Annotated in this window: 13 protein-coding genes and 1 pseudogene; 4 read left to right on the forward strand and 10 right to left on the reverse strand. The window is 61.7% G+C overall.

The features are described 5' to 3' along the window. Nucleotides 1–7 precede the first annotated feature (7 nt). The 4 genes and pseudogenes from C5J22_RS22445 (at nt 8) to bfr (ending at nt 5,808) form a co-directional block, all read left to right on the forward strand. Nucleotides 8–1,459 (forward strand): DNA polymerase Y family protein, encoded by a 1,452-nt coding sequence (locus C5J22_RS22445; RefSeq protein WP_371412660.1) that lies wholly within the window; start codon nt 8–10, stop codon nt 1,457–1,459. Then, nucleotides 1,456–4,896 (forward strand): error-prone DNA polymerase, encoded by a 3,441-nt coding sequence (locus C5J22_RS22450; protein ID WP_105440052.1) that lies wholly within the window; start codon nt 1,456–1,458, stop codon nt 4,894–4,896. Before C5J22_RS22445 ends, C5J22_RS22450 begins: the two co-directional genes overlap by 4 nt. A gap of 57 nt (nt 4,897–4,953) precedes the next feature. Then, nucleotides 4,954–5,357, forward strand: a pseudogene (locus tag C5J22_RS32090) ((2Fe-2S)-binding protein). Continuing rightward, a complete protein-coding gene (bfr, locus tag C5J22_RS22460; protein WP_007764418.1) occupies nt 5,323–5,808 on the forward strand; it encodes a bacterioferritin in 486 nt (161 codons plus the stop codon). The pseudogene C5J22_RS32090 and the gene bfr overlap by 35 nt, the downstream one beginning before the upstream one ends. Nucleotides 5,809–5,923: 115 nt before the next feature. Here bfr and C5J22_RS22465 read toward each other — a convergent pair whose 3' ends face one another. The 10 genes from C5J22_RS22465 to obgE all read right to left on the reverse strand — a co-directional run bounded on the left by C5J22_RS22465 (nt 5,924) and on the right by obgE (nt 15,920). Continuing rightward, on the reverse strand, nt 5,924–6,469 hold the full coding sequence (locus C5J22_RS22465) for an RNA pyrophosphohydrolase (protein ID WP_105440053.1): 546 nt from the start codon (nt 6,467–6,469) through the stop codon (nt 5,924–5,926). A gap of 16 nt (nt 6,470–6,485) precedes the next feature. After that, nucleotides 6,486–7,685: a divergent polysaccharide deacetylase family protein gene (locus tag C5J22_RS22470; RefSeq protein WP_105440054.1), complete on the reverse strand. Its 1,200-nt coding sequence runs from the start codon at nt 7,683–7,685 to the stop codon at nt 6,486–6,488. Between the two features lie 88 nt (nt 7,686–7,773). Beyond that, complete coding sequence (locus tag C5J22_RS22475; RefSeq protein ID WP_105440055.1) at nt 7,774–9,108, reverse strand: S41 family peptidase; 1,335 nt, start codon at nt 9,106–9,108, stop codon at nt 7,774–7,776. Further along, nucleotides 9,098–10,504: a murein hydrolase activator EnvC gene (locus C5J22_RS22480; RefSeq protein ID WP_105440056.1), complete on the reverse strand. Its 1,407-nt coding sequence runs from the start codon at nt 10,502–10,504 to the stop codon at nt 9,098–9,100. Before C5J22_RS22480 ends, C5J22_RS22475 begins: the two co-directional genes overlap by 11 nt. Before the next feature lie 91 nt (nt 10,505–10,595). Next, on the reverse strand, nt 10,596–11,078 hold the full coding sequence (rlmH, locus tag C5J22_RS22485; RefSeq protein ID WP_105440057.1) for a 23S rRNA (pseudouridine(1915)-N(3))-methyltransferase RlmH: 483 nt from the start codon (nt 11,076–11,078) through the stop codon (nt 10,596–10,598). A 108-nt stretch (nt 11,079–11,186) separates the two neighbouring features. Then, nucleotides 11,187–11,618 carry a ribosome silencing factor gene (rsfS, locus tag C5J22_RS22490; protein ID WP_046636738.1) on the reverse strand — a complete coding sequence of 144 codons (432 nt, stop codon included), beginning with the start codon at nt 11,616–11,618 and terminating at the stop codon, nt 11,187–11,189. A 150-nt stretch (nt 11,619–11,768) separates the two neighbouring features. After that, nucleotides 11,769–12,365 carry a nicotinate-nucleotide adenylyltransferase gene (locus C5J22_RS22495; protein ID WP_245440504.1) on the reverse strand — a complete coding sequence of 199 codons (597 nt, stop codon included), beginning with the start codon at nt 12,363–12,365 and terminating at the stop codon, nt 11,769–11,771. 42 nt (nt 12,366–12,407) lie between these two features. Then, entirely contained in the window at nt 12,408–13,691 is a 1,284-nt protein-coding gene (locus C5J22_RS22500) for a glutamate-5-semialdehyde dehydrogenase (RefSeq protein ID WP_105440059.1), read from the reverse strand. Next, nucleotides 13,684–14,862 (reverse strand): glutamate 5-kinase, encoded by a 1,179-nt coding sequence (proB, locus tag C5J22_RS22505; RefSeq protein WP_105440060.1) that lies wholly within the window; start codon nt 14,860–14,862, stop codon nt 13,684–13,686. Before proB ends, C5J22_RS22500 begins: the two co-directional genes overlap by 8 nt. Further along, nucleotides 14,859–15,920 (reverse strand): GTPase ObgE, encoded by a 1,062-nt coding sequence (gene obgE, locus C5J22_RS22510; RefSeq protein ID WP_105440061.1) that lies wholly within the window; start codon nt 15,918–15,920, stop codon nt 14,859–14,861. Before obgE ends, proB begins: the two co-directional genes overlap by 4 nt. Nucleotides 15,921–15,975: the final 55 nt, after the last annotated feature.

Here is a 15,975-nt window from a genome sequence, read left to right on the forward strand (position 1 = left end):
TCCGCCGATCCTCTGCGCCGGCCGGCGCGAAAACGCCATGCGGCTCACAGCGCTAGATGAGGTTTCCGAACGTCTTGGGCTGAAGCGCGGGCAGGGGCTGGCGGAAGCGCGCGCCATGTTTCCGAAGATCGACGTGGTGGACGAAGATGACGCTGCGGACCAGGGCCTTCTCGAGGCGATCGCCGATTGGTGCGATCGTTATACCCCGCTGGTGGCGCTGGACGGCCGCGAAGGCCTGTTTCTCGACATTACCGGCTGTGCCCACCTCTTCGGCGGCGAGGAAGCCCTGCTGAAGGATATTCTTGGCCGGCTTCTGCAGATGGGCTTCGATGTCAAAGGAGCGATCTCCTCGTCGCCGGGCCTCTCATGGGCGGCCTGCCGCTTCGGCCGCGGCGGCGTGATCACCGATCAGGTGACGGAGGAGGTGCTGGCGCCTCTGCCGGTCAACGCTCTGCGCATCGATGAGGCCACCGTCGCATCGCTTTACAAGCTCGGACTGAAAAGGATTGGCGACCTTCTGCCCATGCCGCGTGCGCCGTTGGCTCGCCGTTTCGGCATGCACCTGTTGCTTCGACTGGATCAGGCGCTCGGGCACAATGAGGAAGCCATCTCGCCTCGCCGTCCGGTGGCTGCCCTTTCCGCCGAGCGGAGGCTTCCCGAGCCGATCCAGGCGGAAGAGCATATTCTCCAGCTCACCGGCCAGATTGCCATTTCGTTGAAATCGGAACTGGAGGCTCGCGGTGTCGGGGGGCGAGTTTTCGAACTGGTGCTTTTCCGTGTCGATGGCCGGGTGTTTCGCATCGCGGCCGGCGCCTCGCAGCCGTTGCAGGATCCGAAACGGATCTCCTCGTTGTTTTCCGAGCGCCTGAACGCGGTGCATGACGATCTCGACGCCGGCTTCGGTTTCGAACTCCTGCGTCTCAACGTGCTGCAGCACGACGTCTTCAGGATCTCGCAGGGTGATTTCACCGGCAATGGCGACAGCGAAATCTCGCTCGCCGACTTTATCGACCGGGTCTCAGCCCGGCTCGGGGCCGACTGTCTGCAGATCGCCGATCCCAAACAAAGCCATATGCCGGAGCGCGCGGAAATATTTGTGCCGGCGATCGCGGCACGGATTGTCCGGGAAGAAACCCGGGAGCTTTCCGCCTTCGGGCCGAGAAGTGATCGGCCCTTGCGGCTTTTCCGGCATCCGGAGCTCGTGGAAGCCTTTGCGGCAACGGTGCCGGATGGGCCTCCCCGGCGTTTCCGCTGGCGCCGCATCGTCCATGAAGTCATCCGCGCCGAAGGGCCGGAGCGGATTTCGCCGGAATGGTGGCATGACGAGGAGGATGTAGAGGAACGCGATTATTTCAGGCTTGAAAGTGAAGCCGGCCGCCGCTTCTGGATTTTTCGCGCAGGTCATTACGTGGCCGGCAAGGCTGCGCCGACCTGGCGGGTGCACGGGATTTTCGCATGACGAGCGTCCCGGCTTTTTTCGAGATCGGTGCCAAGACGAACTTCTCCTTCCTGGAGGGCGCGGCCAAACCGGAGGAGATGATCATCGCGGCCAGCGTATCCGGCTTGTCCGGTCTCGGTATCGCCGACAGGAATTCCGTTGCGGGCGTGGTGAGGGCGCATAGCCAAGTCAGAAACATGAAGGAAACCTATGAACTTCAGCAGAAACAGGGCAGAAAGAAAGACGAGGAAGCGGCCATCCTCCCTTGCGCGTTTTATCCGGGTGCGCGGCTCGTTTTTTCCGACAAGACGCCGGATGTTCTCGCCTATCCGCAGAACCGGAAGGGTTGGGCCAATCTCTGCCGCCTGCTGAGCCGGGGGAAACTCCGGGCAGACAAGGGGGCCTGCATTCTGGAAGAATGGGATCTTCTGGAATGGTGCGACGAGATGATGCTGGCAGTCGTGCCGGATTTTTCCCGCGTGGAAGAGATGTCCTATCGGCATCACCTGGAAGGTTGTCTCGGTAGATACCGGGAGCGGTTCAGAAAGAACATCTATCTGGTTCTGTCGCCGACCTATGATGGACGAGATGCCTTTGTCTTCAGCTCGCTTGCCCAGATTGCGGCGGGCAGCCGGGTGCCTTTAGTTGCATCCAATCTTCCCCTTTTCCATCTCCCTTATCGGCGTTCGCTGTCGGATGTGGTGACGGCGATCCGCGAACATGTGACGGTCCAGGAAGCTGGATTTCGGCTCGCGCCGAATGGAGAGAGGTACATCAAGCAGGCGGCTGAAATGGCGCGGCTCTTCCGCGGCTATCCGGACGCGATCGCCAATACGGAAAAGTTCTTCAGCAGGCTGAAATTTTCGCTCGATGAACTCAGCCATAACTATCCCGACGAGAGCGTCCCGGGCGAAACTGTGTCCGCAACCTTGGAACGGTTAACCTGGGAAGGCGCAAAGCGCCGATATCCCAACGGCATCGAGGAAAAGGTCTCCAACCAGATCAGGTACGAACTCGATCTGATCAAGGAGATGGAATACGAGCCCTATTTCCTGACGGTGCGCCACATCGTCTGGCATGCCAGATATGTTCTCAAAATCCTCTGCCAAGGGCGTGGATCCGCCGCCAATTCCACCGTCTGTTTCTGCCTCGGCATCACCGAGGTCGATCCCACATTCACGACGCTTCTCTTCGAACGGTTCATTTCGACGGAGCGGAACGAGCCGCCGGATATCGACGTGGATTTCGAGCATGCGCGACGCGAGGACATTATCCAGTATATCTACCAGCATTACGGCTATCGCCATGCCGGCTTGACAGCGGCGGTCACCAGCTACCGGACCCGTATGGCCGGGCGGGAAGTGGCCAAGGCTTTCGGCCTTTCCGAAGATGTGCAATCCGCCCTTTCGAGCACGGTCTGGGGCTGGTCGGAAGAGGGGCTTTCGGAGCGCGAGGCAAAGGTCGCGGGGCTCGATGTGACGGATAAAACGACACTCAAGGTGATAGCCCATGCGAAGGAACTCATGGGCTTTCCACGCCATCTTACCCAGCATGTCGGCGGGTTCCTGATAACCCGCGACCGGCTGGATGAAGTCGTGCCGATCATGAAAACGGCGATGCCCGGCCGTTACATGGTCGAATGGGACAAGGACGACCTCGATACGCTGAAGCTTTTGAAGATCGACGTGCTGGCGCTCGGCATGCTGACCTGCCTCAAGAAGGCATTCGAGCTGATGACGCAGCATTACAATCGAGAGGAGACGCTGGCTGGTCTTCTTTTGAAAGATGAAGATCCAAACGTCTACGGCATGATTTGCCGGGCCGATACGATTGGTGTGTTCCAGATCGAAAGCCGGGCGCAGATGAGCATGCTGCCGCGGCTGAGGCCAGAAAAATTCTACGATCTTGTCGTCGAGGTAGCAATCGTTCGACCGGGACCGATCCAGGGGAACATGGTCCATCCATATCTGAAGCGGCGGGAAGCTTTACGGAACAATCAGCCTATCGAATACCCTGGCCCTGAATTGGAAAAGGTTCTTGAACGGACACTGGGGGTCCCGCTTTTCCAGGAGCAGGCAATGCAGATCGCAATCACTGGAGCTGGTTTTTCGGCGGCGAAAGCGGACAAATTGCGCCGGTCCATGGCGACGTTCAAGCGTTCCGGAAGAGTGGATGAATTCAGGCGTGATTTCATTGCGGGCATGGAGAAGAACAAGTACCCCAGAGAATTCGCGGAAAGCTGCTTCAGTCAGATTGAGGGTTTTGCCGAATACGGGTTTCCGGAAAGCCATGCGGCTTCATTCGCTTTGCTTGTCTACGCCTCTTCCTGGATCAAGGCCTATTACCCGGACGTCTTCTGCACGGCGATGTTGAATTCCCAGCCAATGGGCTTTTATGCGCCAGCGCAGCTCGTTCGCGATGCGCGGGAACATGGCGTCAAAATTCTTCCCGTCGATATCAATCGCTCGGATTGGGATTGCACTTTGGAAGCGGCTGCCTTCGACAGGAATGCGATCGATAAGCGCCACGGATCCATGCGGGACGTCATCAAGACCGAGCGGGCCGTGCGGCTTGGGTTTCGCCAGGTCAAGGGCCTTGCCGAGAAAGACATGGCCGAAAAGCTCATCGCCAACCGAGGAGAAGGTTATACTTCGATCCATGATCTCTGGCAGCGGTCCGGCCTCGACAAGTCGGATATCGAGCGGCTAGCCGATGCCGATGCCTTCAACTCCGTGAAACTCAATCGTCGCGAGGCGCTCTGGGCGGTCAGGGGGCTCGATGCCAGGAAGGCTGCCGAGAAACTGCCTCTGTTCGAGGTGGCCGATCGCACGGATCTGCGGCCCGAGGCGAGAGTGGCGCTTCCGGAAATGCCGCCCGGGGAACAGGTGGTCGAGGATTACCGCTATCTCTCGCTTTCGCTGAAGGCGCATCCGGTCTCTTTCCTGCGGGAGGAATTCAAGGCGATGGGGATTACCCGGAGCGTCGATCTCTTGACGGTCCCGAACGGGCAGAGGGTGACGATCGGCGGGATCGTTCTCGTCCGGCAGCGGCCGGGTTCGGCCAAGGGTGTTATCTTCATGACGCTGGAAGACGAGACCGGTGTTGCCAATGCGATCGTCTGGTCGAAGATTTTCGAACGTTACCGGCCGGTCGTGATGGGCGCGCGGCTGGTGAAGATCCGGGGGAGGCTGCAAAGCCAGAGTGGTGTCATTCATACCGTGGTCGAGCATATCGAGGATATTACCCCGATGCTGGGTCTGCTGCAGAGGGAGGCGAAGCGGCTCGGCGTATCGGCCCGCTCGGACGAGACGCTGCAATCGAGCGGCGACCACCGGCAGAAGAGGCGCTCGAATGGAATGGAGGAGGCACGCAGGGGAAGTGCAAAGGAGGCGGTGCCTCGCGATTCCTACGAAGCCGGACCAGGGAGCGTCATGCCGAAAGGCCGCAATTTCCACTAATTACCGATGCAATGATGCAAAGGAAGAAGCCGTGGGCATGGCAGCCTCCCTTAAGAAGTGACTCATATATGTCGATTCTTTCTTGACATCTCCTGTCCGCTTTCGCAAAAAGAAGATGATACAGGTCATGTTTGGCAGGTCGACCGAGAATGCTGGTTTGCAGTTGCAATTACATCACCGACAGGGAAATCAAGGACGTCATCACGCAGCTCCTTGACGACGACTGTTGGCAGCTCATCGTACCGTCAAAGGTCTATCACGCCATGGCGAAACGCGGCCGCTGCTGCGGCTGCTTCCCGGGCGTTGTCGACCTGATCATCCGCACAACCGAGGAATATCACGCCGCGCACCACTCGACGGAAGACGAGGTGGTCGTATATATGTCCCGCTTGAGACAATTCCATGAGGAAAACAGGAGAGCGGACATTGAAAGGCGACTCAAAGGTCATCGAGCGGCTTAACGAGGCACTTTTTCTCGAGCTAGGCGCAGTCAACCAGTATTGGCTGCATTATCGCCTGCTGGACGATTGGGGCTTTAAGAAGCTCGCGAAAAAGGAGCGGGCGGAATCGATCGAAGAAATGCATCATGCCGATCGTCTCATCGATCGCATCATCTTTCTCGAAGGCCACCCCAACCTGCAGACGCTTGCCCCGCTGCGCATCGGCCAGAACGTCAAGGAAGTCCTGGAGGCCGATCTTGCCGGGGAATATGATGCCCGCACGGCCTACAAGGCTTCCCGCGATATCTGTCACGCGGCTGGCGACTACGTCTCGATGAAGCTCTTCGAAGAGCTTCTGATGGACGAGGAAGGCCATATCGACTTCCTCGAAACCCAACTCGATCTGCTGGCAAAGATCGGCGAGGAGCGTTACGGCCTCCTCAACGCGGAATCCGCGGATTCTGCCGAGTAATCGACTGTACCTGAACATAGAAACCCGGCGAAGCATCCACTTCGCCGGGTTTTTCATTGCGGCCACGAAGCCGGTTCACATGGAAGCCGACCGAAACGGAGGCCCGCTCCGCGGGTCAGAGCCGTTCGGTGGCCACCTTGGCCAGATGGGTGAACTCCGCGACGACCCGATCGTAGACGGCGCGCTTGAAGGGCACGATCAGGCCGGGAAGGTCCGCCATCGGCTTCCACTCCCAGGCATCGAACTCCGCCGCATGTCCGCCAGGCGGCGGGTTGATGGCAATCTCGCTTTCGTCGCCGTCGAAGCGGAAGGCGAACCAGCGCTGGGTCTGGCCCCGATATTTTCCCTTCAGCCCGATGCCGATCAGATGTGCGGGCAGATCGTAATTGATCCAATCCTGCGCCTCGGCAAGCAAGGTTACGGAGCGCATCCCCGTTTCCTCGTAAAGCTCGCGATAGGCGGCGGGAAGCGGGTCCTCTCCCTTGTCGATGCCGCCCTGCGGCATCTGCCAGAGCTGCGGCGAGCCGTCAAATTCGCTGTTGCCCTGGCTAATGCGCCGGCCGGCCCAGACGAGGCCTGCGCGGTTCAGAACCATGATACCGACGCAGGGGCGATAGGGAAGCTCCTCGGCGACGACCGAACGTTTGTCTTTCTTGCTCATGGATAACTCCGATCGACTACGGTCCGACGCTTTCGCTCGCAAGCGACGAGACGCCGACAATCTCGATACCGCGCTGCGAGGCTTCCTCGCTCCATTGCCTTATCGCATCGATGCTCTCGTCGAAAGCCGAGGCGATGCCGATCGCCGTGCCCTTGCGGCTGGCAATGCGCTCCAGTTCGTCGAGTTTCTTGAGGATGGCGTCCTTCTGCAACTGCCCGTCAAGCGTCAGATCGCCAAAGGCATGGGGCAGTTCGATCGCCTTGGCAACGATCGCCGTCTTCGACTGCGCGGATGTCCCGTCATCGAGGAAAAGCAGTCCTCGCTTGGAAATATCGCGCAGGACCGGCTCCAGCGCGCCGGCATCGGAGAGATAGCGGCCGCCGAGATAGTTCATGACGCCGGTATAGTTGGTAATCTCGCCCATGGCCCGGTGAAGGCGGCCGAGATTATCCTTGGCCGACATCTTGGTGAGCAGGGTCCCGGGGCCGGGATCGTTCGCCGGATAATCGAACGGTTCAAACGGCACCTGGATCAGGATTTCGTGGCCGGCGCGGCGGGCTTCCTGCATCCAGCGCTGTAGGCTGTTGCCGCTGACGGCAAAGGCGAGCGTCACTGTCGGCGGCAGGTTGCGGATCGCTCGCTGTGTGCCCGTCTGGCTGAGGCCAAGACCGCCGACGACGATCGCGATGCGGGTTCCGCGCGCGCCCGACCAGGGGCGCGCATATTGATCCATCGGGCGCTGTCCGCCAGGTCCGACAACGGGCAGCCGGCCATGGGGCGAATCCTCCAAAAGCGCGTCGTTGGGCTGGGCAGCCACGCGGGGATCCTGGCCGATCCGCTGGGTGCCGATCATCACCGCTCCGCTGCCGTCGCGCGAGCGGGGGGTATACTTGGTCACCACCGACCCGTCATCGGTGAGCGTCCGCTCGATATTGGCGCCGGAACCGGGATCGGAACGAGGCATACCGGCGGATGGCTGCGGCGCCGCGTTCGGGTCGGGTTTGGCGGAAGGCTGGGTCGTTTCCGGCTTGGAAGCGGGCGGAACGTTGGAAGCGGTTTGCTTCAGGGCATCGTCGCCGCGCATGGCGTAGAGCGAAAGCCCCAGGACACCGGCAACCGCCAGCATCGCGAAAACGATTGCGAGAGAAAACCTTCGGTTCCGTCGCCGAGCGGCCGGCCGGTTCTGTCCGAGCGGTGCATGGAGATCGGTGCCCAAGGTCTGTTCCGCGTTTCTTCTGCAGATACGAAGAACCGGCCAGCGAGACGTTTTCGACGCGTCACGCTGGCCGGCCCCGATGATGTCTTTACTTCTTGATCGTGGCTGCCGCCGCCTTATCCGGGCTTGGCGGGAAGGACGGATCCTTCTTGGCGCCGCGGAAGAGGTCGAGTGCATAGTTGAGCTGGATGTCGTCCTTTGCTTCCGGCGGCACGTAGGCGGCGGAACCGGAACCTTCGTCGGTCTCGGCAGAACCCTGAATGTGGCCGCGCAGGCTGGATTCGCCTTCAGCCCTGACCTTGCCCTGCAGCTCCGGTGGCAGCGGCTGATCGACCTTGATATCCGGCTGGATGCCGGTGCCCTGGATCGATTTGCCCGACGGCGTGTAATAGAGCGCGGTGGTCAGACGCAGCGCGCCGGCATCGCCGAGCGGGATGATCGTCTGAACCGAACCCTTGCCGAAGGAACGCGTGCCGAGAACCGTGGCACGGCGCAAATCCTGGAGCGCACCGGCGACGATTTCCGAAGCAGAAGCCGAGCCGCCGTTGACAAGCACGATGACCGGCTTGCCGTCGGTCAGGTCGCCGGGGCCGGCGTTGAAGCGGCGGGTCTCGTCGGCATTGCGGCCGCGGGTCGAAACCACTTCGCCACGTTCAAGGAATGCGTCGGAAACGTTGATCGCCTGATCGAGCAGACCGCCCGGGTTGAGGCGCAGATCGAGGACGTAGCCCTTCAGCTTGTCGGCCGGGACATCCGCCTTGATCTTCTTGATCGCCTTTTCGAGGTCGTCATAGGTCTTCTCGGTGAACGAGATGACGCGGACATAACCGACATCGCCGCCTTCGACACGGGACTTCACGGCGCGAACCGCGATGATGTCGCGTACCACGGTGATGTCGAGCGGCTTGTCGGCGCCCTGACGGATGATCGTCAGCTTGATGGGGGTGTTGATGCCGCCGCGCATCTTTTCGACGGCTTCTTCGAGCTTCAGGCCGCGCACCGGCGCGCCATCGATCTCGGAGATGAAGTCGCCTGCCAGAATGCCGGCCTTGGAAGCGGGTGTATCGTCGATCGGCGCGATGACCTTGACGAGTTCGTTCTCCATCGTCACCTCGATGCCGAGGCCGCCGAACTCGCCACGCGTCTGCGTGCGCATGTCTTCGGCATCCTTGGCATTCATGAAGCTCGAATGGGGGTCGAGCGAGGTCAGCATGCCATTGATGGCGTTCTCGACCAGCTTTTCCTCATCCGGCGGCGTCACATACTGGGCGCGGACCCGTTCGAACACGTCGCCGAAGATCGACAATTCCCGGTAGGTCGAAGGGCCGGCGGCCTGCGCCGGCACACCGGCCGAATAAATCACGCTCATCGCGGTCGCACCCAAGAGTGCACCGACGATGACAAGAGAAGCCCTACGAATCATTTCGTGCCCTTCCAGTTTCTTTCGAGGCCCACCACGGCTTGGAATCGACCGGTGTGCCATCTTTTCGGAATTCAATGTAAAGCGTTGGACGATCTGTTTCCAGCGCCAATGCGGTTGCGCTTGCCACTCTTTTCTCACCCATCACGGCAATGGGTTCACCTGCGAAAACGAACTTGCCCTGCCGTGCATTCACAACGTCCATGCCGGTCAGAACCAGATGGTATCCATCTCCGGCATTGAGGATGATCATCTGTCCGTAACTCCGGAAGGCTCCGGCGAAAACCACCAGGCCGTCAGCCGGCGCCGTCACCACCGCACCCGCGTTCGAAGCAACAGTCATGCCTCTCGCCGTGTGCCCTGTCCCGTCGGCGTCGCCGAACCACCGCAATACATCTCCGGCGACCGGAAGCTCCAGCTTCTGCTTGAGGCTTGAAAACGCGTATGCGGGCGCAATGCGGTTTTTGTCAGGCACGCCGCTTTGGGCAAGCTGCTTTGCCCTTTCGCGCTCGGCGTCCGACATCATGCGCTGGCGTTCTTCCTCGGCGCGTGCCTGGTCGATTGCCTCGCGCACCGAGGCGATTTCGCCTTCGAACGACTGGATGAGGTTCTCGAGCGTGGTGGCGCGGCCAGTGAGTTCCTCGGAGCGGCGGCGCTCGGCGTCGAGATCGGCCGTGTTGCGCTTGTTCAACTTTTCGTTTTCTGCAAGCAGCAGGGCCATGCGCCGGTCCTCTTCGAGGCTCGCGGCAATGGTGGTGGAAACGGTGGTCTTCTCGGTCATCGCCAAGGCCTGGAGAGAAGCCAGGGACTGAAGGTCGGCAACGAGCTTGTCCGCCTCGTGGCGCATGCCGGGAACGACGGCGCCGAGGAGGATTGCGCTGCGAACGGAGGCGAGCGCATCATCCGGCGTCACCAGAAGTGCCGGAGGAGGATTGCGGCCCATGCGCTGCAGGGCTGCGAGCACTTCGGCCAGCACCGCGCGTCGGCCGCGCAGGGAGGTGCGGATACTGTCCTCCTTGAGCTTCAGTTCGGTGATCTTCTTTCCGCTGTCGAGGATCTTGGTTTCCAGGCTCTTGCGGCGTGCTGCAGAATCAATCAGCGCCTGGCGGACATCGGCGGTGTTCTTCCTGATATCGGCGATGGTCTTTTCGATGGCGGCAGCCCTGTCGCCCGAAATCTTCATGCTCTTGGTCAGAACTTCCAGTTCGCCGCGGGTTTCGTTGCGTCGGCGCTGCAAGTCGGCAGTCGGATCGACTGGGGCGGGGGCTGCTTGGGGGGAAGCCGGCCCGTTCTGGGCGCGTGCGATATCGGATACATGAAGGGGCGGGACCAGCGCGAAACCGAGACCCGCCGCCAGAAGCAGCGCGCGCCGGTACGATATGATCCTGGTTGTCCGCATTCCCGCTCCGCTATTCGCCGGATCGAGAAAGCCTAAGCTGATTTGCCCGGCGGGGCCACAAACAACATCGTGTTTGAAGGTAAACGATCGTTTAAGCCCTGTGATAGGGATGGCCCGAAAGAATGGTGACGGCGCGATAGAGCTGCTCAGCGATCAGAATGCGGACCAGTTGATGAGGCCATGTCATCGAGCCGAGGTTGAGCACCATGTCGGCCCGTTCGCGCAAGTCCGGGTCGAGCCCGTCGGCGCCGCCGATCGCCAGCATCAGGTCGCGTTTGCCGCTGTCGCGATATCGGCCGATCGTGCCCGCAAAAGCCTCGCTGTCGAGCGCCTTGCCCCGTTCGTCGAAGAGAATGAGAACTGCGCCTTCGGGAAGCACCTTCTCAAGCACGCCGGCTTCCTCGCGCTTGCGGGTATCGGCATTCGCCGCCCGGCTTTCCTGGATCTCGATCTGTTTCGACAATTCCAGACCCACCGCCGGGCCAGCCTTGGCGAAGCGGTCGAGATATCGGGACGCAAGCTCCTTCTCCGGTCCGGTCTTTAGCCGTCCCACGGCGAAAAGGCTTATTCGCATGTCCTGATCCGTTGATTTTGGGGCCGAAAATTCCACCTTGCGGCGAGTTCGCACCCAGCCGCGTGATTTCGACCTCAGTCCGACCGGTTCAGGACATGCCCGAACCCGTCAGTGCAGCAGCGTGCCTTCCTGGATATCCGGCGTCGCCCACATCTTTTCGATGTTGTAGAACGCGCGGATTTCAGGCCGGAACACGTGGACGATGATGTCGCCGGTGTCAATGAGCACCCAGTCACCCGTCTCCTGTCCTTCGACGCGGGCGGTTCCCAGCCCCTCGTCCTTCAGGTCGGAAATCAGGTGATCGCTGATGGCCATGACATGCCGGTTCGATCGTCCGGAGACAACGACCATGTAGTCCCCGAGCGCTGATTTTCCAGCAATGTTGATGGTGACAATCTCTTCAGCTTTGGAGTCCTCAAGACTTGCGAGGACCAGTTCGAGAGCGCGGGCGGCAGCATCGGCGCCACGTTCCAGGCTCTGCGGGAGAACGGAGGCCGTCCTGCCCTTGGCGTGTACTGTTGTCAGGGTTTGTCCTTTCATCCGGGTAACAGCAACAGGCACTTGAAGCGAATCCGATTCACGCTCGGCCGCTGTATTAAAGGTGGCATCGAATTCTTAATCTTTCAAGAGAGCGTCCGAAAAGGTGATAGAAAGATGTAGACCCCTTTCGTCGCAGCAGCTCGGACGATGCTAGTCCGATTTCTGGTCGTTTGCGGCGCGGATCGCCGTGGAACTCAGGGCCGAACGCGGGCCGTGGATGAAGGTCCAGGCCGGCGCGCGCCGCTTCCAGAGCGTGCCCGCGTCATCCTCGTCCACCCGGGCGTAATCGAAGGTGCGGGCCATTTTCGACGACAGGAAAGACAGCGTCGCCCCCGGTCGGTCGATGACGGCGATCGGGAAGGTCGAGGCGATCGACTGCCATTTCTGCCAGAGATGGAAGGTTTTCAGGCTGTCGGCGCCCATCACCCAGACAAAATGCACGAGCGGGTTCCTGGCCTTCACGAAGGAGAGCGTATCGGCGGTATAGGACCCGCCGAGCGTCTTCTCAAAGGCGGTAATCTTGATGCGCGGGTCGTCGATCAGCTTTTCACTCATCGTCAGCCGATCGTCCAGCGAAGCAAGTTCGGAGCGGCTTTTCAGCGGGTTGCCCGGGGTCACCATCCACCAGAGCTGGTCGAGGCCGAGCCGGCGAAGCGCGATCTCGGCGACCAGGAGGTGACCCTCATGCGGCGGATTGAACGAACCGCCGAACAGGCCGACGGCCATGCCCCGTTCGGCATGTGGCATGACCAGATATCGGCGGTCGATCGTCTCTTCAGACACGCGCGGTCAGGGCCGGATCTGGCCGGTGCCGTGCACCCGGTATTTGAACGAGGTCAGCTGCTCGACGCCGACGGGGCCGCGCGCATGCATCTTGCCGGTCGAAATGCCGATCTCGCCGCCCATGCCGAATTCTCCGCCATCGGCGAACTGGGTGGAGGCATTGTGCAGCAGGATCGCTGAGTCGAGCTCGTTGAAGAAACGGGAGACGACCTCAGGATCCTCGGCGATCACCGCCTCCGTATGGTTCGAGGAATAGGTGTTGATGTGGCGGATGGCGCCGGAAATGCCGTCGACGATCGCAACCGAGATGACCGCGTCGAGATATTCGGTGCGCCAGTCCTCTTCCGTCGCAGGCTTGAAACCCGGAAACACCTTGAGGACGGCCGCCGAGGCGCGGATTTCGCAGCCGGCTTCCGTCAGTGCTTCGAGGACAGGCATCAGATGCGTGCCGATCCCGGCACTGTCGACCAGCAGGGTCTCGGCTGCTCCGCAAACGCCGGTGCGGCGCATCTTGGCGTTGACGATGATCTTCTTGGCCATTTCCAGGTCCGCGGAGGCGTCCAAGTAGATATGGCAGAGGCCTTCGAGATGGGCGAAGACCGGCACACGCGCCTCGTTCTGGACGCGGGCGACGAGGCTTTTGCCGCCGCGCGGCACGATCACGTCGATCGCGCCATCGAGGCCCGACAGCATGGCGCCAACGGCGGCGCGGTCGGTGGTCGGCACGATCTGGATCGCGTGTTCGGGAAGGCCCGCCGCCTTCAGGCCGGCGACGAGGCAATCGTGGATCGCCTCCGAGGACCGGGCAGAATCGGAACCGCCACGCAGGATCACGGCATTGCCGGCCTTGAGGCAGAGCGCGCCGGCATCGGCGGTGACGTTCGGCCGGCTTTCGTAGATCACGCCGATGACGCCAAGCGGCGTGCGGACGCGTTCGATATGGAGCCCGTTCGGACGGTCCCAGGCGGCGATGACTTCGCCGACCGGATCCTTGAACTCGGCAATCTCGTGAAGCGCCTGCGCCATGCCGGCGATCGACTTTTCGGTGAGCGTCAGCCGGTCGATGAACGACGGCAGAAGGTCCTTGCCCTCGACCTGTTTCAGGTCCGCGGCATTGGCGGCGAGGATCTTGTCCCTGGCGGCAAGGATCGCGTCCGCCATCGCCTGGAGCGCCTTGTTCTTCGCTTCGGTCGAAGCCGTTGCGAGCTCGCGGGCCGCAGCCTTCGCATTGCGACCGATCTCGCCCATCACAGCGGCGACGTCGCCTGCCTTTGCAACCATATCAAGCATGGGCGGCATCCTCCTTGCGATCTTCTTTTTTGGCTTTACGTTTCGCCGGTCCGGTCATCACCAGGTCGTCACGATGGACCATGGCGGCGCGGCCGGCATAACCGAGGATCGCTTCGATCTCGCCGGACTTGCGCCCGGTGATCTGGCGTGCCTCTTCGGCGTCGTAGCTCACAAGTCCTCGGGCGATCTCGCGACCGTCGATGCCGATGATCGCGACCGTGTCGCCGCGATGGAAATGGCCGTTGATGCGGCGCACGCCGGCGGGCAGTAGGCTCTTGCCGGTACCGAGCGCGGTTTCAGCGCCTTCGTCGACGAAAAGTTCGCCGGCCGGCTGAAGCTGGCCCGCGATCCAGGTTTTCCGTGCAGTCACGGGGGTCCCGGAGGGCGCGAACCAGGAGGAGCGGGCGCCCTCTTCAATGGCGCGCAGCGGATGCTCCGTCTTGCCGGATGCGATGATCATGGCGCAGCCGGCGCCGGTGGCGATCTTGCCGGCGTCGATCTTGGTGCGCATGCCGCCGCGCGACAGTTCGGACGCAGCGCCGCCGGCCATGGCTTCGATCTCCGGCGTGATCGCGGGCACGAGTTCCAGGAACTTCGCGTCGGGGTCGAGATGCGGCGGAGCAGTGTAAAGGCCGTCGATATCGGACAGGAGCACGAGCAGGTCGGCGCTGGTCATGGTGGCGACGCGGGCGGCGAGGCGATCGTTGTCGCCGTAGCGGATTTCGGTCGTGGCGACCGTATCGTTCTCGTTGATGATCGGCACGGCGCCGATCTTCAGAAGCTGGTTGATGGTGGCACGGGCGTTGAGGTAACGGCGGCGCTCCTCTGTGTCGCCCAGCGTCAGCAGGATCTGGCCGGCCACGATGCCGTCGCGCGACAGGCTTTCCGACCAGGCGCGGGCAAGCGCGATCTGGCCGACCGCCGCCGCTGCCTGGCTCTCTTCGAGCTTCAGCGCGCCCGAGGGCAGGTCGAGCACGGTGCGGCCCATGGCGATGGCGCCCGAAGAGACGACCAGGACATCGATGCCTCTCGCCTTCAACGCGGCGATATCGGCGCAGATGGCATCAAGCCATTGCGTTTTCAGGCCCGCCTTGCGGTCGACGAGCAGCGCCGAGCCGATCTTGATGACGATACGACGATGGCCGGCGAGAGGCTTGCGGACTGCCGTCATTCGTCCTCGTCCTCATCGAAATCCTGGATGGGGGTCGAGCGATCGGGCAGCGCGGTTTCGTTGACGCCGCTCGCCTCGACGATCACGTCGCGCAGCGCGCGCAGCACCTCGGTCATGCCCTTGCCGGTGACGGCGGAGATCAGGAACGGCGTCTGGCCGCAGGCCTTTTCCAGTTCCTTCGCCTTCTTCTTCAGCTCCTTGTCATCGAGCACGTCGATCTGCGACAGCGCCACGATGACCGGCTTGTCGATCAGGCCACCGCCATAGGCCTCGAGTTCGTGTTTGACAGTCTTGTAGGCCTTGCCGACTTTTTCCTCGACGGAGGAGACCAGATGCAGGAGCACCCGGGTGCGCTCGACATGGCCCAGGAACCGGTCGCCGATGCCGACACCCTCATGGGCGCCTTCGATCAGGCCCGGAATATCCGCGAGCACAAATTCGCGGCCGTCGATGGTGGCGACGCCGAGATTGGGATGCAGCGTCGTGAACGGGTAGTTGGCGATCTTCGGACGGGCGCGGGTGACGCTGGCAAGGAATGTCGACTTGCCGGCATTCGGCATTCCGACGAGGCCGGCATCGGCGATCAGCTTCAGCCGCAGCCAGATAGTTTTTTCCTCACCCTCAAGGCCAGGATTGGCCCAGTTCGGCGCCTGGTTGGTCGCGCTCTTGAAATGGGTGTTGCCGAAGCCGCCATTGCCGCCCTTGGCGAGCCGGAACCTCTGGCCTTCGCGGGTGAGGTCAATAATCAGAGTCTCGTTGTCTTCCTCGAAGATCTGGGTGCCGACGGGCACTTTCAACGTCACTTCGCCGCCATTGGCGCCGGTGCGGTTGCGGCCCATGCCGTGGGTGCCGGTCTGGCCCTTGAAATGCTGCTGGAAGCGGAAATCGATCAGGGTGTTGAGGCCGTTGACGGCCTCCACCCAGACGTCGCCGCCACGCCCGCCGTCACCGCCATCGGGTCCGCCGAACTCGACGAACTTTTCCCGCCGGAACGAGACCGCGCCCGCGCCGCCGTCGCCGGAGCGGATATAGACTTTTGCCTCGTCGAGAAATTTCATCTTGTCGCCGTCAGTCTTGTGTTAGTCGGGATGCCTGTCGCTTCAGGTAGGGCGC

Origin of the sequence: Neorhizobium sp. T25_13, assembly GCF_002968675.1 — a bacterium.
Lineage (GTDB): Bacteria > Pseudomonadota > Alphaproteobacteria > Rhizobiales > Rhizobiaceae > Neorhizobium > Neorhizobium tomejilense.